Below are 26,286 nucleotides of genomic sequence, written 5' to 3' on the forward strand. Positions count from 1 at the left end.
CCTCGGCCTGGCGGCGATGGTCCTTGCATGCATTGGCGTGGCTGCAGTCGACCATCAGCCGCGCCGACAGCCCGGCGGTTTCCAGAGCGGCACGCGCCGCACGCACGGAGTCGCGGTCGTAATTGGGGCCATGGTGGCCGCCGCGCAGCACCACGTGGGCATGGGGGTTGCCCGAAGTCTCACGCATCGTCGGCCGCCCCCCGTCGTCGAGACCGAAATGCCGGTGCGGATGCGCCGCGGCCTGGATGGCGTCCACCGCGACGCGCACGTCGCCGCTGGTGGCGTTCTTGAACCCCACCGCGGCGTCGAGGCCGCTGGCCAGTTCGCGGTGCAGCTGAGATTCGGTGGTTCGCGCACCAATGGCGACCCAGGTCAGCAGGTCATCGAAGTAGGCGGCCAACATCGGTTGCAGCAGCTCGGTGGCCACCGGCAGACCCAGCGCCGAGATCTCGCGCATCAGCCGGCGCGAAAGTTCCAGGCCGCGACTCATGTCACCGCTGCCGTCGAGATCAGGATCGTAGGCGAGCCCCTTCCAGCCCACCGTGGTGCGCGGCTTCTCCACGTAGACGCGCATCACCGGCAGCAGGCGATCCTCCACCCGCGGGGTCAGCTCGGCCAGGCGGCGAGCGTACTCCAGGGCGGCACGCGGGTCGTGGATGGAGCAAGGACCCACCACCACCAGCAGGCGGTCGTCGCGGCCGGCGACGATGTCGTGAACGGCACGGCGCTGGGCGCGGAGGCGCTCGGCCAGCGGTGCCGTCAAGGGCAAGCGCTGGCGCAGCTCACCGGGAGTCGGCAGGGACATGTCGGTACGGCGGGTATCGGTAGGCTGACGGTCGGCCAGACGTTCGGCAAGGGAAGCGGGGGCGTTCATGCGGTATCAACTCCGTGAGATCGGCAAACATCGTGTCGTCGTGCCACCGGTGGTCTCACGGTCGGAGGTGGCGCACTGGACCGACCGCGCGGCGCTAAATCGCCAGCCATAGCCCCAGCCATAATAGTCGTGACGGGCATAGGCGGCGAAAACGGCGCGACGTGCGATCATGGTGCGTCTCCTTCGTGGTGTTCGGGGTCGCGTCGGTCGGCACCAACGCAAAACCCCCGGTCGGGTTGCCGACCGGGGGTTTGGGGGAGGCAACCCGGTTAGGGTGTGCCTTCGCGGCGCTGTCCTCGCTCAGGACCCGGCCGCCGGCACACCGGAAGTAAACCAATACCAGTACTGACCGCCGAAACCGGCGCCACGCGAGAACGCCGCGCTCGTAGCACGGTGCCAGGCATTGGCGTGTCGGTTGGAGGTCGATGTCATGGTGGTCTCCCGATGTTCAGTCTTCATCGTGCCGGATCGCGACAGGCTTGGCAAGCGCCACGCCCGCCCCTTTGGCCGGGGTTTCAACCGCTGGTGAAGACCTGGACCCAGCCGATGGTCGCCGGCAGGGCGGCCATGCTCACCAGTACCACCAGGCCCAGCACTACCGACAGCAGGCCGCTGTCGTCCTTGAAGTCGTGGTCGTGTGCCATGTCGGTCACCTCGTTGTCGTCGGGGGTGACCATTCTAGCGAAGGTGGCGGCCGCCATCGACCGGCAACGTGATCCCGGTCACGTAGCGGTTGTCGAGCAGGTAGCGCAGGCTCTGGTAGATCACGCCCGGCCCGGGGATCGTACCCATCGCCGACTTGGCTCTGGCCTGCTCGGCGTAGTTCGCATCATCGTTCTCACCCAGCATGATCAGCGCGGGAGCGATGGCGTTGACCTGGATCGCGGGAGCGTACATCGCCGCGAACGAAAGCGTCAGGTTCTCGAGCCCCGCCTTGGTGGCAGCATAAGCGGCGTGCTTTCTCGAGCCCTTCCGCACCACGTAGTCGGTCATGTGCACGATGTCGCGCTGGGGCTCGCCGCAGGCGTCGAGCAGTTCTCGACAGTGCAGGTTGATCAGATAGGGCGCCAGCATGTGCACGCGGAACAGCCGCTCGAAACCGGCACCGGCTTCATCGCCGAAGCTATCGGGTGCCCAATCGCCGGCGTTGTGCACGATGGCCCTGAGCGTTGACGTCTCGGCCTTTAACCGGGCGATGAAGTCGAGTATGCCCGCTTCGGTGGCGAAATCCGCCTGCAGAGTGACGATGCCACGGCTTCGCAGCGCCTCGAGCTCGGGGCGCTCGCGGCGGTAGCTGATGATCACCGGATGGCCGTCGTCGATCAACCGCTCGGCACAATGGCGCCCCAAGCGCTGGGCGCCGCCGGTGATGAGGATCGGCGCGGCGCTCATCCGGCACTTCCCCGACGCAGCACACCGGCGGTAGGCACCAGTGGCTGACGTGGCGCGTAAGCGAAGACGTCGGAAAAGACCCGCGATGGCTCGAGGCCCAGCGAGGCCAGCACGTCGACGCAGGCATAGACCATGCCCGGCGAGCCGGAGAGGTAGACGTCATGGCCGCTGACGTCGTCCAGCACCGCGGCCAGCGCCTGGTCGATGCGCCCCAGGTGTCCCAGGATGCGCTCACCGGTCACTGGCGTCTCCGGTGAGGCCTCGGTCACTACGTGGAAGCGTACGCCGTCATGGCGCTCGGCCCACTGCCGCGGCAGGCTCTCGAGATAGAGGTCGCGCCGCTCGCGGGCCGCCCACCACAGTTCGATGGGCCGCTCGGGTGACTGGTGCAGCGAGGCCTCGACGATCGCCTTCATCTGGGCGAAGCCGGTACCCGCAGCGATCAGCAGCAAGGGGCGCCGGCTGGCCGGATCCAGTACGCAGTCGCCACCCGGCAGGCGTATCGTCAGGTGTTGCGCCACCACGATCAGTTCACGCAGCCGAGCGGAATTCTCACGCTCCGGCCAATGCTGGATGTGAAGCTCCAGGGTACCGTCGCCGGCATGGGCATTGGCGATGGAGAAAGGCACCCAAACGTCCTCGTCCAGCTTGAGCTCGAGATACTGGCCCGGTTCATGGGCCATGGCCTCGGCGCGCCCCTCCAGGTGCACGCGGAACACGTCGGGGGTCAGGTCCTCCACCGCCGTCACCTGGCAGGTCAGGGTCCTCGGGGTCATGCAGGCCTCTTGTCGTCAGGGTGTGGGGGCAGGCTGATACCCAGTTCGTTCCAGCGTTCGCTGACGCGGGCCTTGACGGCCTCGTCCATGACGATGGGCGTGCCCCATTCTCGATCGGTCTCGCCCGGCCACTTGGCGGTGGCGTCAAGTCCCATCTTGGACCCCAACCCAGCCACTGGCGAGGCGAAGTCGAGATAATCGATGGGCGTGTTCTCGACCAGCACGGTGTCCCGGGCGGGGTCCATGCGGGTGGTGATAGCCCAGATCACGTCCTTCCAGTCGCGGGCGTCGATGTCGTCGTCGAGCACCACCACGAACTTGGTGTACATGAACTGGCGCAGGAAGCTCCACACGCCCATCATTACGCGCTTGGCGTGTCCCGGGTACTGCTTCTTCATGGTCACCACCGCCATGCGGTAGGAGCAGCCCTCCGGCGGTAGATAGAAGTCGACGATCTCGGGGAACTGCTTGCGCAGGATCGGCACGAACACCTCGTTGAGGGCGACGCCCAGTATCGCCGGTTCGTCGGGCGGCCTTCCGGTGTAGGTCGAATGATAGATGGCGTCGCGACGCTGGGTCATGCGCGTCACCGTGAATACCGGAAAGTGATCGACCTCGTTGTAATAGCCGGTGTGGTCGCCGTAGGGCCCTTCCGGCGCCATGTCGTCGGGATAGATGAACCCTTCGAGGATGATCTCGGCCGAGGCCGGCACCTCGAGATCGGCATGACCGCACTTGACCAGCTCGGTGCGCGAGCCGCGCAGGAGCCCGGCGAAGGCGTACTCGGAGAGCGTGTCAGGCACCGGGGTCACTGCGCCGAGGATGGTCGCCGGGTCGGCACCGAGCGCCACCGCCACCGGGAAGGGCTCGCCGGGATGCTCCCGCTGAAACTCCTGGAAATCGAGCGCCCCGCCGCGATGCGACAGCCAGCGCATGATCAGCCGGTTGCGGGAGAGCTTCTGCTGACGGTAGATGCCTAGGTTCTGGCGCTTCTTGTGCGGCCCGCGGGTCACCACCAGCGGCCAGGTGACCAGCGGCGCCACGTCGCCCGGCCAGCAGTGCTGGATCGGCAGTCGGTCGAGGTCGACGTCATCGCCTTCCAGGACCACTTCCTGCACCGGCGCCGAGCGCACCGTCTTGGGCCCCATGCTCATCACCTGCTTGAAGATCGGCAGCTTGTCCCAGGCGTCGCGAAAGCCCTTGGGCGGATCGGGCTCCTTGAGAAAGGCGAGCAGCTTGCCCACTTCGCGCAGGGCCTCGACGCTGTCCTGCCCCATGCCCATGGCAACCCGCTTCGGCGTGCCGAACAGATTGCCCAGCAGCGGCATGTCGTGGCCCTTGACGTTTTCGAACAGCAGCGCCGGGCCGCCGGCACGCAGAGTGCGATCGCAGATCTCGGTGATCTCGAGATAGGGATCCACCTCGGCAGTCACACGTACCAGCTCGCCCTGGGCCTCCAGGGCCGCGATGAAATCGCGCAGATCTCGGTACTTCATTCGGATCTTCCGGTTCCAGAATGACGAAAGGGGCAGCTTAGCATGCTGCCCCTTTGCACACCGCCCGATCCTGCCTAGCGGCGCTTCATTGCCTCGAAGAACTCGAGGTTCGTCTTCGTATCCTTCAGACGATCGATAAGGAATTCCGTCGCTGCGGTATCGTCCATCGGGTTGAGCAGCTTGCGCAGGATCCACATGCGCTGCATCTCGTCCTCGGAGGCGATCAGATCCTCGCGGCGGGTACCCGAGCGGCGGATGTTGAGGGCCGGATAGACGCGGCGCTCGGCGAGCTTGCGGTCCAGGTGGGCTTCCATGTTACCGGTGCCCTTGAACTCCTCGAAGATCACCTCGTCCATCTTGGAACCGGTATCGACCAGCGCGGTGGCGATGATGGTCAGGCTGCCGCCCTCCTCGATGTTGCGCGCCGCGCCGAAGAAACGCTTGGGTTTCTCCAGGGCGTGGGCGTCGACACCGCCGGTGAGGACCTTGCCGGAGCTCGGCACCACGGTGTTGTAAGCACGTGCCAGGCGGGTGATGGAGTCGAGCAGGATCACCACGTCCTTCTTGTGCTCGACCAGCCGCTTGGCCTTCTCGATGACCATTTCGGCGACCTGCACGTGGCGCGCCGGCGGTTCGTCGAAGGTCGAGGCGACCACCTCGCCGCGCACGGTGCGCGACATCTCGGTCACTTCTTCCGGGCGCTCATCGATCAGCAACACAATCATGTGGCACTCGGGATTGTTGCGCGTGATCGAGGTGGCGATATTCTGCAGCATCAGCGTCTTGCCCGCCTTGGGAGGCGAGACGATCAGGCCGCGCTGGCCCTTGCCGATGGGTGCCGTGAGATCGATGATGCGGGCCGTGAGATCCTCGGTGGAGCCGTTGCCGATCTCCATGCGCAGCCGCTCCTGGGGGAACAGCGGCGTGAGATTCTCGAACAGGATCTTGTGCTTGGCGTTTTCCGGCTTGTCGAAGTTGATCTGGCTGACCTTGAGCAGCGCGAAGTAGCGCTCCCCTTCCTTCGGCGGACGAATCTTGCCGGAGATCGAATCGCCCTTGCGCAGGTTGAAGCGACGAATCTGCGACGGCGAGACGTAGATATCGTCGGGGCCGGCCAGGTAGGAGCTGTCGGCGCTGCGCAGGAAGCCGAAGCCATCCTGGAGAATTTCCAGGACACCGTCGCCATAGATATCCTCACCGCTCTTGGCGTGCTTCTTGAGGATGGCGAAGATGATGTCCTGCTTGCGTGAGCGGGCCAGATTGTCGATGCCCATTTCACGGGCGAGCTCCAGCAGCTCTGGCACGGGTTTTTGCTTGAGTTCGGTAAGATTCATCGGTGTGTTCGGAAGTTGCTCATGTCAGCGTGGCGGCACGGCGGCCGTGGGAGTGGTGCGAAAAAGAACGGTGCGCCGCTTTGGGTGCGTTCAGAGCCCGGGAGAGCTGCCGCTCATGAGCGATGCTCGTGGCTTCACGATCACTCTGCGAAGGGATCGTCGGCACGGTATCGTGTTCGAGGGAGCAGCGCTTCTTTGTCACCTGGTTTCATCGCCTGGTGCGTTTTCAGGTGCCACCATGGCTTACGGCACATGACAACGAGCGACAACAAGAAGGGGGCTGTCTGACGACTTGATGTTGACCGCGACGCGGTCGGAAAGCATTCGGAACAGGCGAACGACCCGATGTTAGTCAAGGGCGGCGGCGAACGCAAGCCCATACGATCATCAGCACCGTGATTGACACGCCCCGGGTCTCACCGCACCCTTGGGCCATTCACGATCAGGATGCCGCGATGACATCACCCATGGAACGGCCCCTTCACGTCCCCGACACGACCCAGCCCCCCGCCGTGCAGCGCCTGGCCGCGATCGACCTCGGCTCCAACAGCTTCCATCTGCTGGTCGCCCACTACCAGGACGATCGCCTGCAAGTGGTTGCCCGGCGCGGCGAGAAGGTGCAACTGGCCGCCGGGCTCGATGACGAAGGCCAGCTCGAAGAGGCCGCCATGCAGCGGGCGCTGGATTGTCTGGCCCGCTTCGCCCCCTTCATCACCGACATACCGCCGGGGCAGCTGCGGGTGGTGGGCACCAACGCTTTGCGCGATGCCCGCAACAGCCAGTCCCTCATCGACCGTGCCGAGGCCCTGCTGGGGCAGCGCATCGAGATCATCGGCGGTCGCGAGGAAGCGAGACTGATCTACCTGGGCGCCGCCCATTCGCTGGCGGAAGATGGCCGTCGGCTGATCATCGATATCGGAGGCGGTTCCACCGAGTTCATCGTCGGCGAACGCTTCGAGCCATTGGCGCTGGAGAGCCTGCAGCTGGGCTGCGTGACCTATACCCGGCGTTTCTTCGCCGACGGCGAAATCAGCGAAAAGCGCATGCGCCGTGCCGAAATGGCGGCGTTGTCGGAGCTGGCCAATATCCGCCGCCCCTATCGCGAGCTGGGCTGGGACGACCCAGTGGGATCCAGCGGCACAATCAAGGCCGCGGCGTCCGTCATCGCCGCGGCGGGAGACGCCACCGATGGCGTGGTCACCCGCGCGGGGCTCAAGCGAGTGCGTGCCGCCCTGATCGACTGCGCTCATCTCGATCACGTGGCCCTGGAGGGGCTCAAGACGGATCGCGCCCGCGTGTTCCCAGCCGGGGTAGCGATTCTCAGCGCCATCTTCGAAGCCTTCGACCTGGAGCGCCTGCGCTACGCCGACGGTGCCTTGCGCGAAGGCGTGCTCTACGACATGGTGGGCCGCAACGGCCCCGAGGACTCGCGGCTGAAGACGCTGACCTCGCTGCAGCAGCGTCACGCCGTCGACACCCGCCAGGGCGCCAATGTCGCCGCCTCGGCCGCCGAGCTGCTGGCTCAGGTGCGTACCGCGTGGGAACTCGACGATGATCAGGCGCGCTTCCTCGACTGGGCCGCCCGCCTGCACGAGATCGGCCTGGCGATTTCGCACAGCCAGTTCCACCGCCACGGTGCCTATCTGCTGGCACACTCCGACCTGGCCGGCTTTTCGCGACCCGAGCAGCAGCTCCTCGCGTTCCTGGTGCGTGCCCATCGTCGCAAGTTCCCGCAGCGCGAATGGCGTGCGCTGCCCGACTCGCAGCAGCTCCCCTGCGCACGCCTGGCCCGGCTGCTGCGCCTGGCGGTGCTGCTCAACCACTCCCGCGCCGAGCAGCCGCCCGCCACACCGCACCTGGAGGCCCATGGCGACGACCTGCGTCTCATCTTGCGAGGCAACGAGAGCGACCATGCCCTGCTGCAAACCGACCTCGAGCAGGAAATGGCCTACCAGAAGGCGGCGGGATTCAACCTGGACGTGAGCTGAACGGGCGGTCCGCGCCGCACCCGCCGGGCTGCGCTCGCCAGCCCGCCGCCACCGCAACCCACCGCCCCTCTGGCAGTAGCGCCGCCACCGGCGCTCCGTCGTGCCAGGCCACCAGCAGGCGTTCGCGCGACCAGGGCGGCACGTCCGCTTCCTGCAGCAAGCGCTTGAGATCGCGACTTCCTCGCCGTGCCAGACGCAGACTCTCGCCGCCCTGGCGCGGCTTGAGGCGTAGTCGAGCCTGACCGCCCTTCTCGGGAACGAGCGTGACGTCGACGGTTCCCCATGGGGTAGCCAGGGGGGAGACACCGTCCCAGTCGAACTGCCACGCCGGCGTCAACGGCAGCCGGCTGGGCAGCAAGTGAAGGTGGTCACGCCAAATTCGCGCCTCGGCGCCGGCCCAGGCGACCCGCACCCGGGCGTCGCGACGCGCATCGCACTGGGCGAGCAAGGTCTCGAGACGCGCCTCCGGCGGCGTGGGCAGCCCCAGGCGGTGGCAGGCATACCGCACCAGCACGCGCCGACGCGCCAGCGACAGGCGCCCCAGCCCCGCCAACGGCAGGCATGCGGCGTCGTCCCCCAAGTCCGCCAGATCCTCTGCGGCCAGGTCGGCGATCAGCGCGTCGGCTTCGGCGGCGTGGCGCGCGCTGCTCGCCAGCGCCTCGGCCGCGTGGGGCCAGCGCTGCGCCAGCAGCGGCAGCACGCTGCGACGCAGGAAGTTGCGGTCGAGCGTTTCGTCGATGTTGGAGGGGTCGTCGACCCAGTGCAGGCCATGCCGCTCGGCCTCGGCCTCGAGCTCGGCGCGGGCGTACGACAACAGCGGGCGCGCCAGGTGGGCACCCAGCCATTCGCGCCGGGCGGGCATCGCCGCCAGCCCGCGCACGCCGCTGCCACGCAGCGCGGCCAGCAGGAAGGTCTCGGCCTGATCATCACGATGCTGGGCCAGCCACAGCGTCTCGCCCGTGGCCACGCGACGGGAGAAAGCGGCGTAGCGTGCCTCCCTGGCTGCACCCTCCAGCCCCAGCCCGGCGTCATGGTCTACCGCCACGCCCTCGACGAACAGCGGTACACCAAGGCGCGAACAGAGCCGCCGGCAGTGGGCCTCGAAGTCGGCAGCGGCGGCCTGCAGGCCGTGGTTGACGTGCAGCGCATGCAGGGGGCGGGGGTGACGACGGCAGGCCGCCGCGGCGAGGGTCAGCAGCAGGCTCGAATCCAGCCCGCCGGAGAGCGCCACCCAGACGACACGCCCCGGCGGGGTTTCCGCCAGGGCGTCATCGATCAAGGCTTGCAGCGACTCTCTCTTATGCCGGAGCGCCATAGCTCATCAGACGCTCGTACCTGCGCTCCAGGAGAGCCTCGGTACCCATCGCCTCGAGCCGCTCGAGGCTCGCCAGCAGCGCCTTCCGGACTCGCTGTGCGGTGGTCTGCGGGTGACGGTGGGCGCCCCCCAGCGGCTCCTCGATCAGGGTATCGACGAAGCCCAGCTCCTGCAGGCGCTCGGCGGTGATGCCCATGGCCTGGGCAGCGTCGGCGGCCTTCTCTGCGCTCTTCCACAGGATCGACGCACAGCCCTCGGGCGAGATCACCGAATAAGTGGAGTACTGCAGCATGGCCAGCTCGTCGCACACGCCGATGGCCAGCGCTCCACCGGAGCCGCCCTCACCCACCACGGTGGAGATGATCGGGGTCTTTAGCCTCGACATCACCGCCAGGTTGTAGGCGATGGCCTCGGACTGGCCGCGCTCCTCGGCATCGATGCCCGGATAGGCGCCCGGCGTGTCGATGAAAGTGAGCACCGGCATCTTGAAGCGCTCGGCCATCTCCATCAGGCGGCACGCCTTACGATAGCCCTCGGGCCGCGGCATGCCGAAGTTGCGACGCACCTTCTCCTTCACGTCGCGTCCCTTCTGGTGGCCGATGACCATCACCGGACGGTCGTCGAGGCGGGCAATGCCGCCGACGATGGCAGGGTCGTCGGCGAAGCGACGGTCGCCGTGCAGCTCGTCGAAATCGGTGAAGACGTGCTCAAGATAGTCGAGGGTATAGGGGCGCTGGGGATGACGCGAAAGCTGCGACACCTGCCAGGGGCTCAGGTCCTTGAAGATCGATTCGGTGAGCTTGCGGCTCTTCTCCTCCAGGCGGCTGATCTCGTCGCTGAGGTTGAGCTTGCTGTCGTTGCCGACCAGGCGCAGCTCTTCGATCTTGGCCTGAAGCTCGGCGATGGGCTGTTCGAAATCGAGGTAGTTGGGATTCATAGTGGCTAGGCCGCCTTGTCATTGCTGTCGCCGGGAAAATGATAATGAACGCTGTTCGTCCCGGAAGCCATAAATTCGAGTGTCGGGCATTATCGCACCCTCAACGCGCGGCGCAAGGCGAGGAACAGCGGCTTTTCCGGCGACAGATCACTGCGGAGGCGCTGTGAACCCATCCCTGGGCGCTACTTTTGCCCTGCTTCGCTCTCGCATCCTGCTCCACTCGCAGGACCGGGGCTGGCCATCCATGGCCAGCCCGTTCGGAGCAATGCTCCTCACCCATGGCAGAAGACCTCCGCTACGACCTCTCCCCCGGCGCCGCTCGCAGCCGAAAAGTCGGCGAGCGATGGTCAGGGCTAGGCCCGTTCCCTACGGGCCAACGCACTCCCCACGTCCCTGTGGGTCGCAAGGCAAAAAATGGCGAAAAAAGCGGAGTTTACTTTAGTAAATGAGCATTTTAAGACGTTTTTAATGCCGTATGGCCGAGCGCAGACACTTTTCGCAGGCCTAACGGTATTTCAGCCGCACGCCATCCTGCCCTTCCACCTCGCGCAGCGCTATCAGCAACTCGTCGCAGGGCGATACGCGCCATTGACCGTCCAGTTCCAGCCAGCCGGCGGCCGCGTCGTTGCGGTAGCGCAGGCGTACCGGCAAGCCGCCGTCGTCGCGGTGCGGCGTGAGGCTGTCGCGCAGCGTGTCGATCAGCCGACCGTTGACCCGAGTGCCGTCCAGCGAGACTTCTACCGCCTCGCCGTAGCGGGCACGGGCGGCCACCATCGGCGTGACCTCCTTGCCACGCAGGCGCAAGCCGCCGGAGAAATCGTCGGTGGAGACCTCGCCCTCGACGATCAGCACTTGGTCGGCCTCGATCTGGCCGCGCAGGGAATCGAACAGTTCGCCGAACAGCGAGGCCTCGATGCGCCCGGTGCGGTCGTCCAGGGTGATGAAGGCCATGGTGTCGCCGCGCTTGGACTTCATGGTGCGCATGGCCACCACCAGACCCGCCACCCGCTGCGGCTCGCGCGAGGGCTTGAGATCGCTGATACGGGTGGAGACGAAGCGCGCCAGTTCTTTCTCGTACTCGTCGATCGGGTGCCCGGTGAGGTAGAGCCCGAGGGTCTCCTTCTCGCCGGCCAGGCGCTCTTTGTCAGTCCATTCGCGGACACTGCGGTAGGCTTGGTAGGGATCGCTCTCGGTCTCGTCGTCGGCGAAGGCCTCGCCGAACATGTCCATCATGCCCAGGTTCTGGTTGGTCTGGGTCTGGGCGGCGGCGCGGAGGGCGTCGTCCAGCGCGGCAGCCAGCACCGCCCGGTTGGGCCCCAGGTTGTCGAGCGCCCCCGAACGGATCAGTGCCTCAAGGGTGCGCTTGTTCATACGCTTGGGGTCGACCCGGCGACAGAAATCGAACAGGTCGCTGAAAGGTCCCTCGGCCTCGCGAGCCTCGACGATGGCACCGATCGGCCCCTCGCCCACACCGCGAATGGCACCCAGACCGTAGACCACGCGCCCCTCGGTATCCACAGTGAACTTGTAGGCGCCGATGTTGACGTCCGGCGGGGTCACGGTAAGACCAATACGCCGCGACTCTTCGATCAGCGGCACGACCTTATCGAGGTTGTCCATTTCGGTGGACATCACCGCGGCCATGAACGGGCCGGGATAATGCGCCTTGAGCCAGGCGGTCTGGTAGGAGACCAGGCCGTAGGCCGCTGAGTGCGACTTGTTGAAGCCGTAGCCGGCGAACTTCTCCACCAGGTCGAAGATGTTGCCGGCCAGCTCCTTGTCGATGCCGTTGGCTGCGCAACCCTCCATGAAGCCGGCGCGCTGCTTGGCCATCTCCTCAGGCTTCTTCTTGCCCATGGCGCGGCGCAGCATATCGGCCTGACCCAGGCTGTAGCCCGCCAGCACCTGGGCGATCTGCATCACCTGCTCCTGATAGAGGATGATGCCGTAGGTGGGCTCCAGCACCGGCTTGAGCCACTCGTGCTGGTAATCGGGGTGCGGGTAGGAGATCTCGGCGCGGCCGTGCTTGCGGTTGATGAAGTCGTCGACCATGCCCGACTGCAGCGGGCCCGGACGGAACAGCGCCACGAGTGCGATCATGTCCTCCAGCGAGTCGGGCAGCAGGCGCTTGATCAGCTCCTTCATGCCGCGCGATTCGAGCTGGAACACCGCCGTGGTCTCGGCGCGCTTGAGCATCTCGAAGGTGGGGCCGTCGTCGAGCGGGATGCTGTCGATGTTGAGCGGGCCCTCGCCCTTGACGGCACGCACCTTGTCGACCATCTCCAACGCCCAGTCGATGATGGTCAGGGTGCGCAGGCCGAGGAAGTCGAACTTGACCAGCCCGGCCTCCTCGATGTCGTTCTTGTCGAACTGGACGACCAGGCCGTTGCCCTCCTCGTCGCATAGCAGCGGCGAGAAGTCGGTGAGCTTGGTGGGTGCGATCACCACGCCACCGGCGTGCTTGCCGGTGCCGCGGGTGATGCCCTCAAGCTTGACCGCCATCTCCCAGATCTCGGCGGCCTCCTCGTCGTTCTCGACGAACTCCTTGAGCGCCGGCTCCGCCTCGATGGCCTTGGCCAGGGTCATACCCACCTCGAAGGGGATCAGCTTGGAGAGCTTGTCTCCGAGCGAGTAGGGCCGGCCCTGGGCACGAGCCACGTCGCGCACCACCGCCTTGGCCGCCATGGTGCCGAAGGTGACGATCTGAGATACCGCGTTGCGGCCGTAGCGGTCGGCCACGTACTCGATCACCCGGTCGCGCTTCTCCATGCAGAAGTCGACGTCGAAATCGGGCATCGAGACCCGCTCGGGATTGAGGAAGCGCTCGAACAGCAGGTCGTATTCCAGCGGGTCGAGATCGGTGATCTTCTGTGCGTAGGCCACCAAGGAGCCTGCCCCGGAGCCGCGCCCCGGCCCCACCGGGACGTCGTTGTCCTTGGCCCACTTGATGAAGTCCATCACGATCAGGAAATAGCCGGGGAAGCCCATCTGGATGATGATGTCGAGCTCGAAGTCGAGGCGCTCGCGGTAGCGCTTGTCGATCTCGGCGAACTCGGCGCCGTCGCGCGGGTACTTCTCGGCCGGGTAGAGGAAATCGAGGCGCTCGGTGAGACCATCGTGGGAGACCTTGCGGAAGAACTCGTCCTGAGTCAGGCCCTCGGGAATCTCGAACTCCGGCAGGAAAATCTCGCCCAGGCGCACGTCGACGTTGCAGCGAGCGGCGATCATCACGCTGTTCTCGAGCGCCTCGGGAATGTCGGCGAACAGCTCGGCCATCTCCGCCGGGCTCTTGAGGTACTGCTCCTCGGTGTACTTGCGTTCGCGGCGCGGGTCGTCCAGCGCCTTGCCCTCGCCGATAGAGACCCGCGTCTCGTGGGCCCAGAAGTCGTCGCGCTCGAGGAAGCGCACGTCGTTGGTGGCCACCACCGGCGTACCCGAGGCCATGGCGAGTTCCACCGAGAGGTGCACGCACTCCTCCTCCAGGGGACGCCCGGTGCGGGTCAGCTCCAGGTAGAAGCGGTCCGGGAAAGCCGCCTGCCACTCCTCGAGCAGCGCGCGCGCCTCGTCGCGATGATCGGCGAGCAGGTGGCGACCGATCTCGCCCTCGCGACCGCCCGAGAGAACGATCAGCCCCTCGCTCTGGGCGAGCACCCACGCCTTTTCCAGCACGGCGCGGCCCTGCCGCTGCCCCTCCATCCAGCCCCGCGAGATCAGCTCGGTGAGGTTGCGGTAGCCGGTCTCGTTCATCGCCAACAGCGTCAGCCGGTAGGGGTGCGTCTCGTCGTAAGAGTTGGCCAGCCACAGGTCGGCACCGATGACCGGCTTGAGCCCTGCGCCCTGGGCGCCGCGATAGAACTTGACCAGGCCGAACAGGTTGGACTCGTCGGTCACGGCCAGCGCCGGCATGCCCTGCTCGGCCGTGGCCTTGAGCAGCGGCTTGAGTCGCACCAGGCCGTCGACCAGGGAGTACTCGGTATGAACGCGGAGATGTACGAAGGGCGTGGTCATGATGGACTCGGTGCTTGGCAGTGAATGAACCGCACGAAAACAGGGCAATACAGTCGAAAAGGGCGATCCGCCGCGGCCGGCTGGCCTACAGCAGTACCAGTTGCCCCTTCAGCGGGGCGAACGAACGACGATGTTCGGGCAACGGCCCGAGGCGCTCCAGGGCATCGAGGTGCTCGGGCGTCGGATAGCCCTTGTGACGGGCGAAACCGTATTCGGGATAGCGCCCGTCGAGGGCGACCATCTGGGCGTCGCGGGCCACCTTGGCGAGTATCGAGGCGGCAGCGATGGCCGGATGGCGGGCATCGCCCTTGACGATCGCCTGACCCGGGACATGATGCCCGGGCAGGCGATTGCCGTCCACCAGCAGGAATTCCGGCGCGATCGGCAAGGCATCGATCGCCCGGCGCATGGCCAGATGGGTGGCATGGTAGATGTTGAGTTCGTCGACCTCGGCGTGGGAGGCCTCGGCCACGGCGAAAGCCAACGCCTTGTCGCGAATCTCGGCATCGAGTTCGACGCGACGCTGCGGCGAGAGCTTCTTGGAATCGGTCAGGCCCGCGATCGGCCGCAGCGGATCGAGGATCGCGGCGGCGGCGACCACCGCACCGATCAGCGGCCCGCGACCGACCTCGTCGACACCGGCCAGCAGGTGACCCTGGTAGTCGATCACCAGAGGGGGAAACGGACAGTCAATCATGTCTCTTCTCTCCCTGTCTGCTTTCGCCCGGCTCCATCATCGCCGCCGACCACACCCCCTCGTCGCTGGACAGCGAGGCGGGCAGCGAGCGCCCCTCCACCAGAGCTTCGATGGCATCGCAGGCTCGAGCGCTGGCATTGCGCTGCAGCCCGGCGTGCATGTCGGCGAAGCGCGACTCGAGCTCGGTACGCCCCTTGTCGTCATCGAGCAGTCTCGCGAGGCGCTCGGCAATCGCCTCCGGCGTGGCGTCGTCCTGGATCAGCTCCGGTACCAGGCTCTCGCGGGCGATCAGATTGGGCAGCGAGATCCACTGCGTCTTGACCAGGCGACGAGCCAGCCAGTGCGTCATCGGTGCCATCTTGTAGGCCACCAGCATCGCACGATGACACAGCATCGCCTCGAGCGCGGCGGTTCCCGAAGCCAGCAATACGGCATCGCTGGCCACCATCGCCTGACGGGCCCGACCGTCGAGTAGCGTGACCCGCTCGTCGAGCGTCGGGCGGCTCGCCAGCAGCCGCTCGAGCTCCTCGCGTCGCAGCGGCGTCGCCGCCGGGATCACCACCCGCAGCGTGGGCCGTTCACGGCACAGTCGTTCGGCAGCGTCGAGGAAGGTCGTGCCGAGAAAACGGATCTCGTTGGCACGCGAGCCGGGCAGCACGGCCAGCAGCGGGGCGTCTTCGGGCAGGCCGAGTTCACGCCGCGCCGCACCGCGGTCATTGCGCAGCGGCAGCTCATCGGCCAGCGGATGCCCGACGAAAGCCACCGGCAGTCGGTGCTTCTCGTAGAAGGCGGCCTCGAAGGGCAGGAAAGTGAACATGGCATCGACCGACCGGGCAATGCCCTTCACCCGCCCCTGCCGCCAGGCCCATACCGTGGGACTGACGTAGTGCGCCGTAGTGAGGCCCGCCTCACGCAACTGCCGCTCGAGGCCGAGATTGAAGTCGGGGGCATCGATGCCGATCATGATGTCCGGCCCCCAAGCCAAGGCGTCGGCACGCAGGGCGCGGCGAACCCGAATCAGCTCGGGCAGGTGCTTGAGCACCTCGACCAACCCCATGACCGAGAGCGTTTCCAGCGGAAAGCGGCTGTCGATACCCTCGGCGATCATGCCGGGACCACCGATACCGCGGAACGCCACCTGCGGGTAACGCGCCTTCAGGGCGCGCATCAGACTGGCACCGAGCTGATCGCCGGACATCTCGCCCGCGACGATGTAGACACGCTTGATATCACTCATGGCAGGCCCTGGCAGCGCCGGTCAGCGCACGATGCCTCGCGTCGAGATCTCGATCGAGGCAGCGAAGGCCTCGGTCTCGGTCAACGAGAAACGGCGACGAATCTCTTCGAGCGCCTGGGTCACGGTGAGGCCCTGACGATAGACCAGCTTATAGGCCTCGCTCAACGCCCTGATCGCCTCCGGCGAGAAGCCGCGGCGCTTGAGGCCAACCAGGTTCAGACCGTGTACCTGGGCCGGGTTACCGTTGATCATGACGAAGGCCGGGGTGTCCTTGGTAATGATCGAGCCGCCGCCGGCCATGGCGTGCGTGCCGAAGTGACAGAACTGGTGAATAGCCGACAATCCGCCGAGGATGGCGAAGTCGCCCACCGTCACATGGCCGGCCAGGGTCGCCTGATTGGCCAGCACGCAGTCGTTGCCGATCACGCAGTCGTGCCCCACGTGCACGTAGGCCATGAACAGATTGCGTGAACCGACGGTGGTCTCGCCACGATCCTGTGCGGTGCCGCGATGCAGCGTCGCTCCCTCACGAATGACGTTGTCATCGCCCATCACCAGGCGTGTCGGCTCACCGGCGTACTTCTTGTCCTGGCAATCCTCGCCCACGGAGGCGAACTGGAAGATGCGGGTCCGCGCGCCCAGCACGGTCGGCCCCTTGATCACCACGTGGGGACCGATGCGACTGCCGGGGCCGATCTCCACATCGGGCCCGATCACGCTGAAAGCTCCGACTTCCACATCCTCGGCCAGACGTGCCCCGGGATCGATGATGGCAGTGGAATGAATCAAGCAACCTTCCTCTCGGCACAGATGATAACGGCCTCGCAGGCCAGCTCGCCGTCTACAGTAGCACGGCAGGCGAACTTCCAGATGCCACGCTTTTCACGTTCGACCTTCGCTTCCAGCACCAGGCAGTCGCCCGGCATGACCGGTCGCTTGAAGCGCACGTTGTCGCTACCTACCAGATAATAAACATAGCCGTCGGCGGGCAGCTTGTTGACGGTTTTGAAGCCGAGGATGCCGCAGGCCTGCGCCAGCGCCTCGAGAACCAGCACGCCGGGCATAATCGGGTGATGCGGAAAGTGGCCGTTGAAGAACGGTTCGTTGATGCTGACATTCTTGTAGGCAACGATGGATTCGCCAAGCGCGAGTTCCGTCACCCGGTCTACCAGCAAGAAGGGGTAGCGGTGCGGTAGATACTCACGAATCTCGTTGATGTCCATTACCATCGTAGCGACCTCTGAAATGAAGTAGGGAAGCCTACGCGAGCATTGGCGTCGCGGCCGGCTTCCCGAAAACCCGCTTGCGGCACGGGCAGGCGTGGATTATAGCCTCGTCCACCCTCGCCTCAACCCTCCTGGTCGCGTTTCTCCAGGCGTACCAGGCGGCGCGCGATGTCGTCCAGCTGCTTGAAGCGCACCGCGTTTCGACGCCACTGGGCGTTGGGCATGGCGCCGGTGCCCGAGGAATAGACGCCCGGTTCATGGATCGAATTGGTCACCAGGCTCATGCCGGTGACCTGCACGCCGTCGCAGATCGTCAGATGGCCGGACAGCCCCACGCCGCCGCCCAGCATGCAGTTCCTGCCCACGCGGGTGGAGCCGGCGATGCCGACGCAGCCAGCGAGCGCGCTATGATCGCCGATGCGCACGTTGTGGGCGATCTGCACCTGGCTGTCGATCTTCACGTCATTGCCGATCACGGTGTCATCGAGAGCGCCGCGATCGATGCTCGAGCAGCTGCCCACCTCGACATCGTCGCCCAGCACCACCCCACCGAGCTGAGCGATCTTGTGCCAGCCGCCGCCATCATGGGCGAAACCGAAGCCATCCGCCCCGATGACACAGCCGCTGTGAAGAATTGCCCGCTTGCCGATGACGACGCCATAGCTGACGGTCACGTTGGGGTGAAGCCGCGACTGGTCGCCAATGCGGGTGTGCGCACCGACCACGCAGCCGGCCCCGATCACCACGTCATCGCCGAGCTCCACGCCGACCTCGACCACTGCGTTGGGGCCGATCTCGACCCGCTCCCCCATGGTCACGTCGTCGGCTACCACCGCCGATGGGTGAATGCCTCCCCGCGGCGGCGCCAGGCTGGGATCGAAGAGCCGTGACAGCTGTGCATAACCCAGATAGGGGTTGTCCAGCTCCAGGCGGGCCACAGGGCAGACGTCGGCGTGCTTAGGATGAAGCAGCACGGCACCGGCCCGTGTCGTGGCCAAGTCCTTGAGGTAGGAGCGATTGGCGACGAAGGCGACCTGGTCGGGACCAGCGTCCTTCAGGGTGGCCAGACCCGTCATCCGGCGGGCTTCGTCGTCACCCACCAGGTGGGCGCCGAGTCGCTCGGCCAGCTCGGCCAGGGTGAAGTCGGGAGAGTCAGGGTGCGTCATGAAAACCCGTATCAGCATGCGGCGGTGGTGGCGACCGCCCGTATCAATTGAGCGAATTGAGAATCTCGACCACTTCACTCGTGAGGTTGGGCAGGTCTCGCTCGGAGTGCAGCACACCCTGTGGCTCCACCAGGACCTCGACGCCGTGACGCTCGATCACCTGCTCCACGGCCTGCTCCAGCTTCGGCTCCGCCTGCTGCAGGAACGCCTCTTCGGCGCTTCGCTGCTCCTCCATGATCTGTTGGCGCAACTGCTCGAAGCGACTGCCCTTCTGCTGGAACTCCTGGACCAGCGTACGACGCTCGGCGTCGGGAAGCGTGTCGCCCTCCTGCTGCAGGCGCTGCTGCAACTGCGACAGCTCCTGACCCAGCGACTGCGCCTCCTGTTGCTGACCGCTCAGACGACTCTCCAGCTCGCTCATGGAGCGCTGTGCAGCGTCGGAGGTGAACAGCGCCTGGCGCCAATCCAGCACGGCGACCTCGGCGGCCAGGGCCGGCAGTGCCATGGCCGCGGCCAGTCCCAGGCTGAAGATGACGATCGACTTGCGCATGGCGTACCCCCTGGTAAGCCGGATCAGAACGTCTGACCCAGAGAGAATTGGAAGAACTGGGTATCGTCGCCACTTTCGTCATTGAGCGGCTCGGCGACGCTGAAGGTCAGCGGGCCCACCGGCGTCAGCCAGGAGAGCCCCACGCCGACGCTGTAGCGAAGCTCACCCAGATCGACGCCCGACGAACAGTTCGAGGGGCCGTCCTCGGGCATGACAGGATAGCAGCTGGTCAAGAACGTATTGCCCGCGTCGAGGAAGAAGCCGGTCTGCATCGAGCGGCGATCTTCGATGAACGGCAGCGGGAAGAGCAGTTCGGCGCTGCCTTCGACCAGTACGTTGCCGCCCAGGGTGCGGTCGCGCCCGGACTCGCGCGGCGTGGTGCGCTCACCCAGCGTGTTGGCGGTGAAACCGCGCACCGAGCCCAGCCCCCCGGCGAAGAAATTCTCGTAGAACGGGTAGGGATCGCTGCCGATGCTGTCGGCGTAGCCCAGCGTGGTGCCGAACTTCAGCGCCCAGGTTTCCTCGTCGTTGAGCGGGAAAAGGTGCTGAGCGCGTGCGCGCAGCTTGTAGTAATCGGCATCGCTGCCGGGGGCAGCGGTCTCCAGCGACAGGCGCTGGTAGGTGCCGGAGGTCGGCATGATGCCACGGTTGAGGTTGTTGCGCGTCCAGCTCGCAGTGAGCTTGAGGCTCTGGGCGTTGTCGCCCTGCTCCTCGGCATAGCGCACGATCTCGGAGGCGGTATCGCGATAGGTCTTGATGGTCAGGTCCTCGACGCTGGCGCCGAAGTTGAGCCGCGAGAGTTCGCTGATGGGGTAGCCGAAGTTGATCCCCGCACCGTAAGCGTCGGTGGAGTAGGTCGAGATGTCCGAATCTTCGTAGTCGGTCTCGCGATAGAAGATGTTGTAGCCGCGCGAGATGCCGTCCAGCGTCCAGTAGGGATCGGTGTAGCCGAAGTTGACGCTGGTGAAGGTGTCGCTGCGCTGGGCGCCGATGTTGACGCGATTGCCGGTGCCCAGGAAGTTGTTCTGGGCCAGCGCCGCGCCGTAGATAACCCCCGCACTCTGCGAGAAACCGATGCTCGCCGAGACCGAGCCGGAGGGCTGCTCTTCGACGGTATAGGTGACGTCGAGCTTGTCGGGCTCGCCGGCCACCGGCTGGGTCTCCACCTCGACCTGGCTGAAGAAGCCCAGGCGTTCCAGGCGCCGGCGCGACTGGCTGATCGAGTCGGTGGAAGCCGGCGCCCCCTCCATCTGGATCATCTCGCGGCGCAGCACCTCGTCCTGGGTGGTGGTGTTGCCGATGAAATTGATGCGGCGCACGTAGGCACGGCGTCCCGGATCGACGCTGAAGGTGAGATCGACCGTCTCGCCGTCGGCACGCGGCTCGGGCACGCCTTCGACTCGGGCGAAGGCGAAGCCTTCGGCCCCCAGGCGTGAACGCAGCGCTTCGGTGGACGCGGTCACGTCGCTGCGCGAGAAGATCTCCCCGCTCTCCACCTGCAGCAGCTCGCGGGCTTCGCGTTCGCCGATTCGCAGGTCGCCGGCGAAGCGGATGTCGCCCAGGCGGTACTGGCTGCCCTCGTCGACGTTGACGGTGACGAATATCTGCGATTTGTCGGGACTGATCGAGACCTGAGTGGAGGTGATATTGAAATTGACGTAGCCGCGATCGAGGTAGAAGGAGCGCAGCCGCTCGAGGTCGCCGGCCAGCGCTTCGCGTGAATACTCGTCCTTGGAGAACCAGCCGAAGAAACGTCCCGGGCGGTCGTTGAGTTCGAAGACTTCGCGCAGCTCCTCGTCGTCGAATTGGCGATTGCCGACGATGTTGATCTGGCGAATCTTGGCCACCGCGCCTTCGTCGATGTCGATATCGACCTGGACCCGACCCTCGTCGACCTCGCGCACGCTGGTGTCGATGCTTGCGCTGTAGCGCCCCTGGGCCTGGTAGACCCCTTCGAGTTCGCGCTGGATCTCTTCCAGCGTGGAGAGCTGAAGCACCTGACCCTCGGCCAATCCGGCCTCGCTCAGGCCACGGCGCAGGTCCTCCTCGGAGATCTGCTTGTTACCGCTGATGCTGAGCCGCGAGATAGTCGGACGTTCAACCACCTGGATGACCAGCACGTCGCCGTCTCGGGCGAGCTGAATGTCCTCGAACAGGCCGGTGGCGAACAGGCTGCGGGCCGCCTCGGCGAGCTCGCGATCGTCCACCCTGTCGCTGGCGCTGATGGGAAAGGCATTGAAGACGGAGGCAGCGGAAACTCGCTGCAGCCCTTCCACGCGTATGTCGGAAACTTCAAAGGGGTCGGCCAGTACCGTACTGGAACCGGCCAGCAGCAGAGCCGCCAGTCCGAGGGTCTTGATATTCATGCAGTCGCTTCGCTCGCGTTGATCCGCCTGCCTGTCCAGACGGGCACCTTATACATATATGCGGGTGACTGACAAGGCGGAGCCGAGCTCCACCTCCCTGTGCCCCCGGCAGGGGGTGAGTCGCTCGCTACCAAAGACGCATCAGATCGAAATAGAGCGCCATCAGCATCAGCGTGGCGACTAGCGCCAGGCCGATGCGCAATCCAAACGCCTGGGTCCGTTCCGACACCGGCCGGCCGCGAACCGCCTCGACGAAATAATAAAGCAGATGCCCCCCGTCCAGTACCGGTATCGGCAGCAGGTTAAGCACCGCCAGGCTGATCGACACGTAGGCCAGGAAGCTGACGAAGCTCTCAAGCCCGGTGCGTGCCGTATCCCCCGCCATCTGGGCAATGGTGATTGGGCCCGACAGATTGGAGGGCGAAATCAGCCCGATCAGCATCTTGCGGATCGCCCCCAGGGTCAGCAGTGTCATCTCGCCGGTGCGCGAGACCGCCTGTCCCATCGCCTCGAGCGGCCCATAGCGAATCTCCCGGCGGTACTCCTCGGGCCATTCCACCGGCGTTACGCCGGCACCGACATAACCGATCGTCGCGCCGTCCTCGATCTCCCTGGGGTCCGGCGTCAGGTTCAGGGTCAGCCGCTCTTCGCCGCGAGCCACGTCCAGCGTCAGCGTCTCGCCGGGGCTCGCCCGCACCACGCTGACGAAATCCATCCACTCGTCGACCGGGTTGCCGTTCACGGCGAGAATCTCGTCGCCCGACTGCAATCCCGCCTCGGCGGCCGCTTCGCCGTCGACGACCTGGCCCAGCACGGCGGGGAAGCGCGGCTGCCAGGGCGTGATACCGAGGCTGGCCAACGGCTGGGGCGGATCCTGACGGACCAGGAAGTCCTCCACCGGGAGCCGATGCTCGCGGGGCTCCGACTCGGCCTCGTCGCGGGCCTGGAGCCTCAGCTCGCCGCTGGCGCCGATCCGGGCGATCAGGCGCAGGTTGATCTCGTCCCAGGAGCGTACCTCGTCACCCTCCACCGAGACGACCTCCTGACCGCTCTGCAGGCCGCTGCGCGCAGCCGGCGAGTCGGGCGCGATATCGCCCACCACCGGCGCCACGGTAGTGGTACCGGCCACGAAGAGCGCCCAGTAGGCTACGATGGCCAGCAGGAAGTTGGCCAGCGGCCCCGCCGCGACGATGGCGATTCGCTGCCATACCGACTTGCGGTTGAAGGCTTCACCGAGCTGGTCGTCGGGCACCGGGCCTTCGCGCTCGTCGAGCATCTTGACGTAGCCGCCGAGCGGGATCGCCGCCACGGCGAACTCGGTCCCGTGGCGGTCGACACGAGACCAGATCGGCTTGCCGAAGCCCACCGAGAAGCGCAGCACCTTGACACCGCAACGACGCGCCACCCAGTAGTGGCCGAACTCGTGGAAGGTGATCAGCACACCCAGCACCACGATGATGGCCAAAACATTCTGGATCAGGCCCAAATTACTCTCCTCACAACAAAAGAACGACAGCGGACATGCGCGCCGGCTCAGCGCCTCTGCAGCCACTCGTGCGCCGCCCGGCGCGCCCGGGCGTCAGCCTCGAGGACGGTTTCGAGATCTCCCGCCGGCTCCATCGGCAGCGCCCCCAGGATACGCTCGACCAGCTCGCCGATACCGGTGAACGTTAACCGGCCGGCGAGAAAGGCTTCCACAGCGACCTCGTTGGCTCCGTTGAGCATCGCCGGTGCCGTGCCTCCGGCCGTCATCGCCTCGCGCGCCAGGCGCAGACAGGGAAATGCCGTTTCGTCGGGCGCCTCGAAGTCGAGGCGGGCGATCCGGAACAGATCGAGGGCCTCGACGCCGGCCTCGATGCGCTCGGGCCAGGCCAGACCATAGGCGATCGGCGTGCGCATGTCGGGATTGCCCAGCTGTGCCAGCACCGAACCGTCGCTATAGGCGGCCATCGAATGAATCACGCTCTGCGGGTGCACCACCACCTGCACCTGCTCCGGACGCGCATCGAACAGCCAGCACGCCTCGATCAGCTCGAGCCCCTTGTTCATCAGGGTGGCGCTGTCGACGGAAATCTTGCGCCCCATGGACCAGTTGGGATGAGCGCAGGCCTGCGCCGGCGTCACCTCAGCCAGCCGCTCGACCGGCCACCCGCGGAAAGGGCCGCCGGAGGCGGTCAGCAGCAGCTGCGTCACGCCGTGACGAGACAGGCCGCCACGGTGCTCGGGAGGTAGACACTGATAGATGGCATTGTGTTCAGAGTCGATCGGCAACAGAGTCGCGCCATGGCGGGCCACGGCGTCCATGAACAGCGCCCCGGACATCACCAGCGCTTCCTTGTTGGCCAGCAGCACCCGCTTGCCGGTGCGCACCGCGGCCAGCGTCGGCAACAGTCCTGCGGCACCGACGATGGCCGCCATTACCACGTCGACCTCGGCGGCGCTGGCCGCCTCGACCAGAGCCTCGACGCCGGCCCGCGCCTCGGTCGGCAGCCCGGCCGCGACGAGGCGTTCGCGCAGCCAGGCAGCGTCGCGCTCGTCATCGAGCACTGCCAGCGCGGGACAATGCCGGCGACACAGTTCCAGCAGTGCCTCGCGCGAGCGATGCGCCGTCAGCGCATGCAAGCGGTAGCGTTCGGGATGGCGGGCGATGACATCGAGCGTGCTGGTGCCGATGGAGCCGGTCGCTCCCAGCACCGTGACGGTCTGCTGCCCTTTGCCCTGGTTCATGCTAGAGCACCCCGAGGGAGAGCAGCGCGAACAGCGGCACCGCGGCCGTCAGGCTATCGATGCGGTCTAGCACACCGCCGTGGCCGGGCAGCAGTTGGCTCGAGTCCTTGATGCCGCGAAAGCGCTTGAGCATGCTCTCGAGCAGGTCGCCGAGCACCGAGACCAAGGCCACCGCAGCGGTGGCGAGAGCCAGGCCGAGGCCACCCGACATTCCGAGTCGCTGCCAGACGGCGAAAAGCACCGCCAGTAGCAGCGTCACCGCCAGCCCCCCAAACACGCCCTCCCAGGACTTGCCGGGGCTGACCGCCGGCGACAGCTTGCGCCGGCCCCAGGCGCGACCGCTGAAGTAGGCGCCGATATCGGCGCCCCACACCAGCAGCAGCACGTAGAGCAGCCACACGCTGCCCATCTCGCGCAGCACGTTGAAGCCGACCCAGGCCGGCAGCAGCACCCACAGCCCCATCGCGAGACGTGCGGCCGTCGAGCCCCACTGATCGCTCTTCGCGGGATAGTGCACGACCCAGTAGAGATTGAGCGCCCAGCCGGCCACGGCAACCCACAGCGGCCAGGCGGCCAGCGCCGCGCCGAACCACCACAGCAGCGCCATCAACAGCGCCAGGCCGGCCACCAGTGCCAGGCGGCGACCCGCCATGGTCACACCGGCGAGATTGGCCCACTCCCAGGCGGCCAGCAGCACGATGACGCCGGTGAAGGCAGCGAAGGCGCCATCGGCAAGGCCGAACAAGCCGGCCAGCATCAGCGGCGCCAGCCACGCCGCCGTGATGATCCTCTGTCTAAGCACCTTTCGCCTCGATCTGTTCGTCGGTCATCCCGAAGCGGCGCTGCCGCCGGCAGAAATCATCGATCGCCATGTCGAAGGCCTGGCCGTCGAAGTCCGGCCACAGCAGTGGCGTGAAGTAGAGTTCGGCATAGGCCATCTGCCACAGCAGGAAATTGGAGATGCGCTGCTCGCCGCTGGTACGAATGCACAGGTCGATCGGTGCCTCGTCGCCCAGACACAGCTCTCGCTGGAAAGCGTGCTCGTCGATGGCGTCGGGCTCGATCTCGCTGTGCGCGACACGCTCGGCCAGGTGCCGCGCGGCATTGACGATATCCCAGCGACCGCCGTAGTTGGCGGCGACGACGAGGTGCAGGCCGGTATTGTCGCGAGTGAGCTCTTCGGCCCGCACGATGTACTTCTGGATCGAGGCGGAGAAGGCGCTGCGGTCGCCGATGACCGAGAGCCGGATGCCGTTGTCGTGAAGCCTGCGCACCTCGCGCTTGAGCGCGATGAGGAACAGTTCCATCAGGGCGCGGACTTCGGCCTCGGGGCGGCGCCAGTTCTCGCTGGAGAAAGCGAACAGAGTCAAGGTCTGGATGCCGCGCTCGGCGGCGCGGCGGATCACCGCCCGTACGGCCTCAACGCCCGCCCGGTGACCGCGAATGCCGGAAAGACCGCGCGCACGCGCCCAGCGGTTGTTGCCATCCATGATGATCGCCACGTGACGCGGCAGATCGTCACCGGGCGGTTTGGGAGGCATCTGGGATGCAGAGGTTGGCGCTGACGTCATGGTGTCTCGCATTGGGGTGGGAATACCGGGCGGAGCGCAAGGAACGGTGCCCGCCCGGTGCCGCTCAGACCTGCATCAGGTCGTGTTCCTTCACTTCGAGCAGCTTGTCGATTTCGGCAATGTACTTGTCGGTCAGCTTCTGAATGACGTCCTCGGCGCGATGCTGCTCGTCCTCGGAAATCTCCTTCTCCTTGAGCAGCGCCTTGACGTCGTTGTTGGCATCGCGACGCACGTTGCGCACCGCCACCCGCGCATTCTCGGCCTCGGCGCGCGCTTGCTTGATATAACCCTTGCGGGTTTCCTCGGTGAGCATCGGCATCGGCACGCGAATTACGTTGCCGGCACTCGCCGGGTTCAGCCCCAGGTCGGAGGTCATGATCGCTTTCTCGATCTTGGGCACCATGTTCTGCTCCCAAGGCACCACCGAAAGCGTACGGGCATCTTCCACGTTGACCGAAGCGACCTGGTTGAGCGGTACCTGGCTACCGTAGTAATCCACGGTGACCGAATCGAGAATGCTGGAGTGCGCGCGCCCGGTACGAATCTTGTTGAAGTTGGCATGAAGGGCTTCGAGGCTCTTCTTCATCCGACTTTCGGTGTCTTTCTGAATGTCATTGATCACGGTG

24 protein-coding genes are annotated in these 26,286 nt (G+C 66.1%); 1 reads left to right on the forward strand and 23 read right to left on the reverse strand.

Annotated elements, in window-relative coordinates; all coding sequences use genetic code 11:
* The 8 genes from CYJ07_RS16230 to rho all read right to left on the reverse strand — a co-directional run.
* Positions 1–874, reverse strand: an 874-nt coding sequence (locus tag CYJ07_RS16230; protein WP_104204764.1) for a 3-deoxy-7-phosphoheptulonate synthase, incomplete at its 3' end; no start/stop codon positions are given.
* Between the two features lie 6 nt (positions 875–880).
* On the reverse strand, positions 881–1,045 hold the full coding sequence (locus tag CYJ07_RS20475; protein ID WP_197038410.1) for a hypothetical protein: 165 nt from the start codon (positions 1,043–1,045) through the stop codon (positions 881–883).
* 129 nt (positions 1,046–1,174) lie between these two features.
* On the reverse strand, positions 1,175–1,306 hold the full coding sequence (locus CYJ07_RS20780) for a hypothetical protein (protein WP_269320556.1): 132 nt from the start codon (positions 1,304–1,306) through the stop codon (positions 1,175–1,177).
* A gap of 83 nt (positions 1,307–1,389) precedes the next feature.
* Positions 1,390–1,518 carry a hypothetical protein gene (locus CYJ07_RS20785; protein WP_269320557.1) on the reverse strand — a complete coding sequence of 43 codons (129 nt, stop codon included), beginning with the start codon at positions 1,516–1,518 and terminating at the stop codon, positions 1,390–1,392.
* Positions 1,519–1,552: 34 nt separating this feature from the next.
* Positions 1,553–2,266, reverse strand: coding sequence for a dihydromonapterin reductase (gene folM / locus CYJ07_RS16240; RefSeq protein ID WP_104204766.1), 714 nt, complete (start codon positions 2,264–2,266; stop codon positions 1,553–1,555).
* Positions 2,263–3,042 carry an NAD(P)H-flavin reductase gene (locus tag CYJ07_RS16245; RefSeq protein ID WP_104204767.1) on the reverse strand — a complete coding sequence of 260 codons (780 nt, stop codon included), beginning with the start codon at positions 3,040–3,042 and terminating at the stop codon, positions 2,263–2,265. The genes folM and CYJ07_RS16245 overlap by 4 nt, the downstream gene beginning before the upstream one ends.
* Positions 3,039–4,538 carry a 4-hydroxy-3-polyprenylbenzoate decarboxylase gene (gene ubiD, locus CYJ07_RS16250; protein ID WP_104204768.1) on the reverse strand — a complete coding sequence of 500 codons (1,500 nt, stop codon included), beginning with the start codon at positions 4,536–4,538 and terminating at the stop codon, positions 3,039–3,041. Before ubiD ends, CYJ07_RS16245 begins: the two co-directional genes overlap by 4 nt.
* A gap of 74 nt (positions 4,539–4,612) precedes the next feature.
* Positions 4,613–5,872, reverse strand: coding sequence for a transcription termination factor Rho (rho, locus tag CYJ07_RS16255; RefSeq protein ID WP_104204769.1), 1,260 nt, complete (start codon positions 5,870–5,872; stop codon positions 4,613–4,615).
* Positions 5,873–6,327: 455 nt separating this feature from the next.
* Between rho and ppx the strand changes: the two genes are divergently transcribed.
* The gene (gene ppx / locus CYJ07_RS16260; protein WP_104204770.1) at positions 6,328–7,860 is read left to right on the forward strand and encodes an exopolyphosphatase; all 1,533 of its coding nucleotides are present in this window, start codon (positions 6,328–6,330) and stop codon (positions 7,858–7,860) included.
* Here the strand turns inward: ppx and tilS are convergent.
* The 15 genes from tilS to frr form a co-directional block, all read right to left on the reverse strand.
* Entirely contained in the window at positions 7,841–9,139 is a 1,299-nt protein-coding gene (gene tilS, locus CYJ07_RS16265; protein WP_231489665.1) for a tRNA lysidine(34) synthetase TilS, read from the reverse strand. The two genes, ppx and tilS, sit on opposite strands and share 20 nt — an antisense overlap.
* A 19-nt stretch (positions 9,140–9,158) precedes the next feature.
* Positions 9,159–10,112 (reverse strand): acetyl-CoA carboxylase carboxyl transferase subunit alpha, encoded by a 954-nt coding sequence (accA, locus tag CYJ07_RS16270; protein WP_104204772.1) that lies wholly within the window; start codon positions 10,110–10,112, stop codon positions 9,159–9,161.
* A 504-nt stretch (positions 10,113–10,616) separates the two neighbouring features.
* The gene (gene dnaE / locus CYJ07_RS16275) at positions 10,617–14,120 is read right to left on the reverse strand and encodes a DNA polymerase III subunit alpha (protein ID WP_104204773.1); all 3,504 of its coding nucleotides are present in this window, start codon (positions 14,118–14,120) and stop codon (positions 10,617–10,619) included.
* Positions 14,121–14,205: 85 nt separating this feature from the next.
* On the reverse strand, positions 14,206–14,817 hold the full coding sequence (gene rnhB / locus CYJ07_RS16280) for a ribonuclease HII (RefSeq protein ID WP_104204774.1): 612 nt from the start codon (positions 14,815–14,817) through the stop codon (positions 14,206–14,208).
* Positions 14,810–16,054, reverse strand: coding sequence for a lipid-A-disaccharide synthase (gene lpxB, locus CYJ07_RS16285; RefSeq protein ID WP_104204775.1), 1,245 nt, complete (start codon positions 16,052–16,054; stop codon positions 14,810–14,812). The genes rnhB and lpxB overlap by 8 nt, the downstream gene beginning before the upstream one ends.
* Positions 16,055–16,075: 21 nt before the next feature.
* Complete coding sequence (gene lpxA / locus CYJ07_RS16290; RefSeq protein WP_104204776.1) at positions 16,076–16,843, reverse strand: acyl-ACP--UDP-N-acetylglucosamine O-acyltransferase; 768 nt, start codon at positions 16,841–16,843, stop codon at positions 16,076–16,078.
* Positions 16,840–17,283: a 3-hydroxyacyl-ACP dehydratase FabZ gene (gene fabZ, locus CYJ07_RS16295; protein WP_104204777.1), complete on the reverse strand. Its 444-nt coding sequence runs from the start codon at positions 17,281–17,283 to the stop codon at positions 16,840–16,842. The genes lpxA and fabZ overlap by 4 nt, the downstream gene beginning before the upstream one ends.
* A 119-nt stretch (positions 17,284–17,402) precedes the next feature.
* Complete coding sequence (gene lpxD / locus CYJ07_RS16300) at positions 17,403–18,446, reverse strand: UDP-3-O-(3-hydroxymyristoyl)glucosamine N-acyltransferase (protein WP_104204850.1); 1,044 nt, start codon at positions 18,444–18,446, stop codon at positions 17,403–17,405.
* 43 nt (positions 18,447–18,489) lie between these two features.
* Positions 18,490–18,996: an OmpH/Skp family outer membrane protein gene (locus tag CYJ07_RS16305; RefSeq protein WP_104204778.1), complete on the reverse strand. Its 507-nt coding sequence runs from the start codon at positions 18,994–18,996 to the stop codon at positions 18,490–18,492.
* A gap of 23 nt (positions 18,997–19,019) precedes the next feature.
* Positions 19,020–21,362 (reverse strand): outer membrane protein assembly factor BamA, encoded by a 2,343-nt coding sequence (bamA, locus tag CYJ07_RS16310; RefSeq protein ID WP_231489666.1) that lies wholly within the window; start codon positions 21,360–21,362, stop codon positions 19,020–19,022.
* A gap of 127 nt (positions 21,363–21,489) precedes the next feature.
* Positions 21,490–22,848 carry a sigma E protease regulator RseP gene (gene rseP / locus CYJ07_RS16315; protein ID WP_104204779.1) on the reverse strand — a complete coding sequence of 453 codons (1,359 nt, stop codon included), beginning with the start codon at positions 22,846–22,848 and terminating at the stop codon, positions 21,490–21,492.
* A 47-nt stretch (positions 22,849–22,895) separates the two neighbouring features.
* Positions 22,896–24,089: a 1-deoxy-D-xylulose-5-phosphate reductoisomerase gene (ispC, locus tag CYJ07_RS16320; RefSeq protein WP_104204780.1), complete on the reverse strand. Its 1,194-nt coding sequence runs from the start codon at positions 24,087–24,089 to the stop codon at positions 22,896–22,898.
* Position 24,090: 1 nt separating this feature from the next.
* Positions 24,091–24,891, reverse strand: a complete 801-nt coding sequence (locus CYJ07_RS16325) for a phosphatidate cytidylyltransferase (protein ID WP_104204781.1) — start codon at positions 24,889–24,891, stop codon at positions 24,091–24,093.
* Positions 24,884–25,630 carry a polyprenyl diphosphate synthase gene (uppS, locus tag CYJ07_RS16330; protein WP_197038411.1) on the reverse strand — a complete coding sequence of 249 codons (747 nt, stop codon included), beginning with the start codon at positions 25,628–25,630 and terminating at the stop codon, positions 24,884–24,886. The genes CYJ07_RS16325 and uppS overlap by 8 nt, the downstream gene beginning before the upstream one ends.
* 94 nt (positions 25,631–25,724) lie before the next feature.
* Positions 25,725–26,282, reverse strand: coding sequence for a ribosome recycling factor (gene frr, locus CYJ07_RS16335; RefSeq protein WP_104204783.1), 558 nt, complete (start codon positions 26,280–26,282; stop codon positions 25,725–25,727).
* Positions 26,283–26,286 lie beyond the last annotated feature (4 nt).

The organism is Billgrantia saliphila (assembly GCF_002930105.1).
GTDB lineage: Bacteria > Pseudomonadota > Gammaproteobacteria > Pseudomonadales > Halomonadaceae > Halomonas > Halomonas saliphila.

Excerpts from the sequence above, each read along its gene's own strand:
- CYJ07_RS20475 (WP_197038410.1), bottom strand. The coding sequence starts at position 1,045 with ATGATCGCACGTCGCGCCGTTTTCGCCGCCTATGCCCGTCACGACTAT.
- CYJ07_RS20780 (WP_269320556.1), bottom strand. The coding sequence starts at position 1,306 with ATGACATCGACCTCCAACCGACACGCCAATGCCTGGCACCGTGCTACG.
- CYJ07_RS20785 (WP_269320557.1), bottom strand. The coding sequence starts at position 1,518 with ATGGCACACGACCACGACTTCAAGGACGACAGCGGCCTGCTGTCGGTA.
- folM (WP_104204766.1), bottom strand. The coding sequence starts at position 2,266 with ATGAGCGCCGCGCCGATCCTCATCACCGGCGGCGCCCAGCGCTTGGGG.
- CYJ07_RS16245 (WP_104204767.1), bottom strand. The coding sequence starts at position 3,042 with ATGACCCCGAGGACCCTGACCTGCCAGGTGACGGCGGTGGAGGACCTG.
- ubiD (WP_104204768.1), bottom strand. The coding sequence starts at position 4,538 with ATGAAGTACCGAGATCTGCGCGATTTCATCGCGGCCCTGGAGGCCCAG.
- rho (WP_104204769.1), bottom strand. The coding sequence starts at position 5,872 with ATGAATCTTACCGAACTCAAGCAAAAACCCGTGCCAGAGCTGCTGGAG.
- ppx (WP_104204770.1), top strand. The coding sequence starts at position 6,328 with ATGACATCACCCATGGAACGGCCCCTTCACGTCCCCGACACGACCCAG.
- accA (WP_104204772.1), bottom strand. The coding sequence starts at position 10,112 with ATGAATCCCAACTACCTCGATTTCGAACAGCCCATCGCCGAGCTTCAG.
- dnaE (WP_104204773.1), bottom strand. The coding sequence starts at position 14,120 with ATGACCACGCCCTTCGTACATCTCCGCGTTCATACCGAGTACTCCCTG.
- rnhB (WP_104204774.1), bottom strand. The coding sequence starts at position 14,817 with ATGATTGACTGTCCGTTTCCCCCTCTGGTGATCGACTACCAGGGTCAC.
- lpxB (WP_104204775.1), bottom strand. The coding sequence starts at position 16,054 with ATGAGTGATATCAAGCGTGTCTACATCGTCGCGGGCGAGATGTCCGGC.
- fabZ (WP_104204777.1), bottom strand. The coding sequence starts at position 17,283 with ATGGTAATGGACATCAACGAGATTCGTGAGTATCTACCGCACCGCTAC.
- lpxD (WP_104204850.1), bottom strand. The coding sequence starts at position 18,446 with ATGACGCACCCTGACTCTCCCGACTTCACCCTGGCCGAGCTGGCCGAG.
- CYJ07_RS16305 (WP_104204778.1), bottom strand. The coding sequence starts at position 18,996 with ATGCGCAAGTCGATCGTCATCTTCAGCCTGGGACTGGCCGCGGCCATG.
- bamA (WP_231489666.1), bottom strand. The coding sequence starts at position 21,362 with ATGAATATCAAGACCCTCGGACTGGCGGCTCTGCTGCTGGCCGGTTCC.
- ispC (WP_104204780.1), bottom strand. The coding sequence starts at position 24,089 with ATGAACCAGGGCAAAGGGCAGCAGACCGTCACGGTGCTGGGAGCGACC.
- uppS (WP_197038411.1), bottom strand. The coding sequence starts at position 25,630 with ATGCCTCCCAAACCGCCCGGTGACGATCTGCCGCGTCACGTGGCGATC.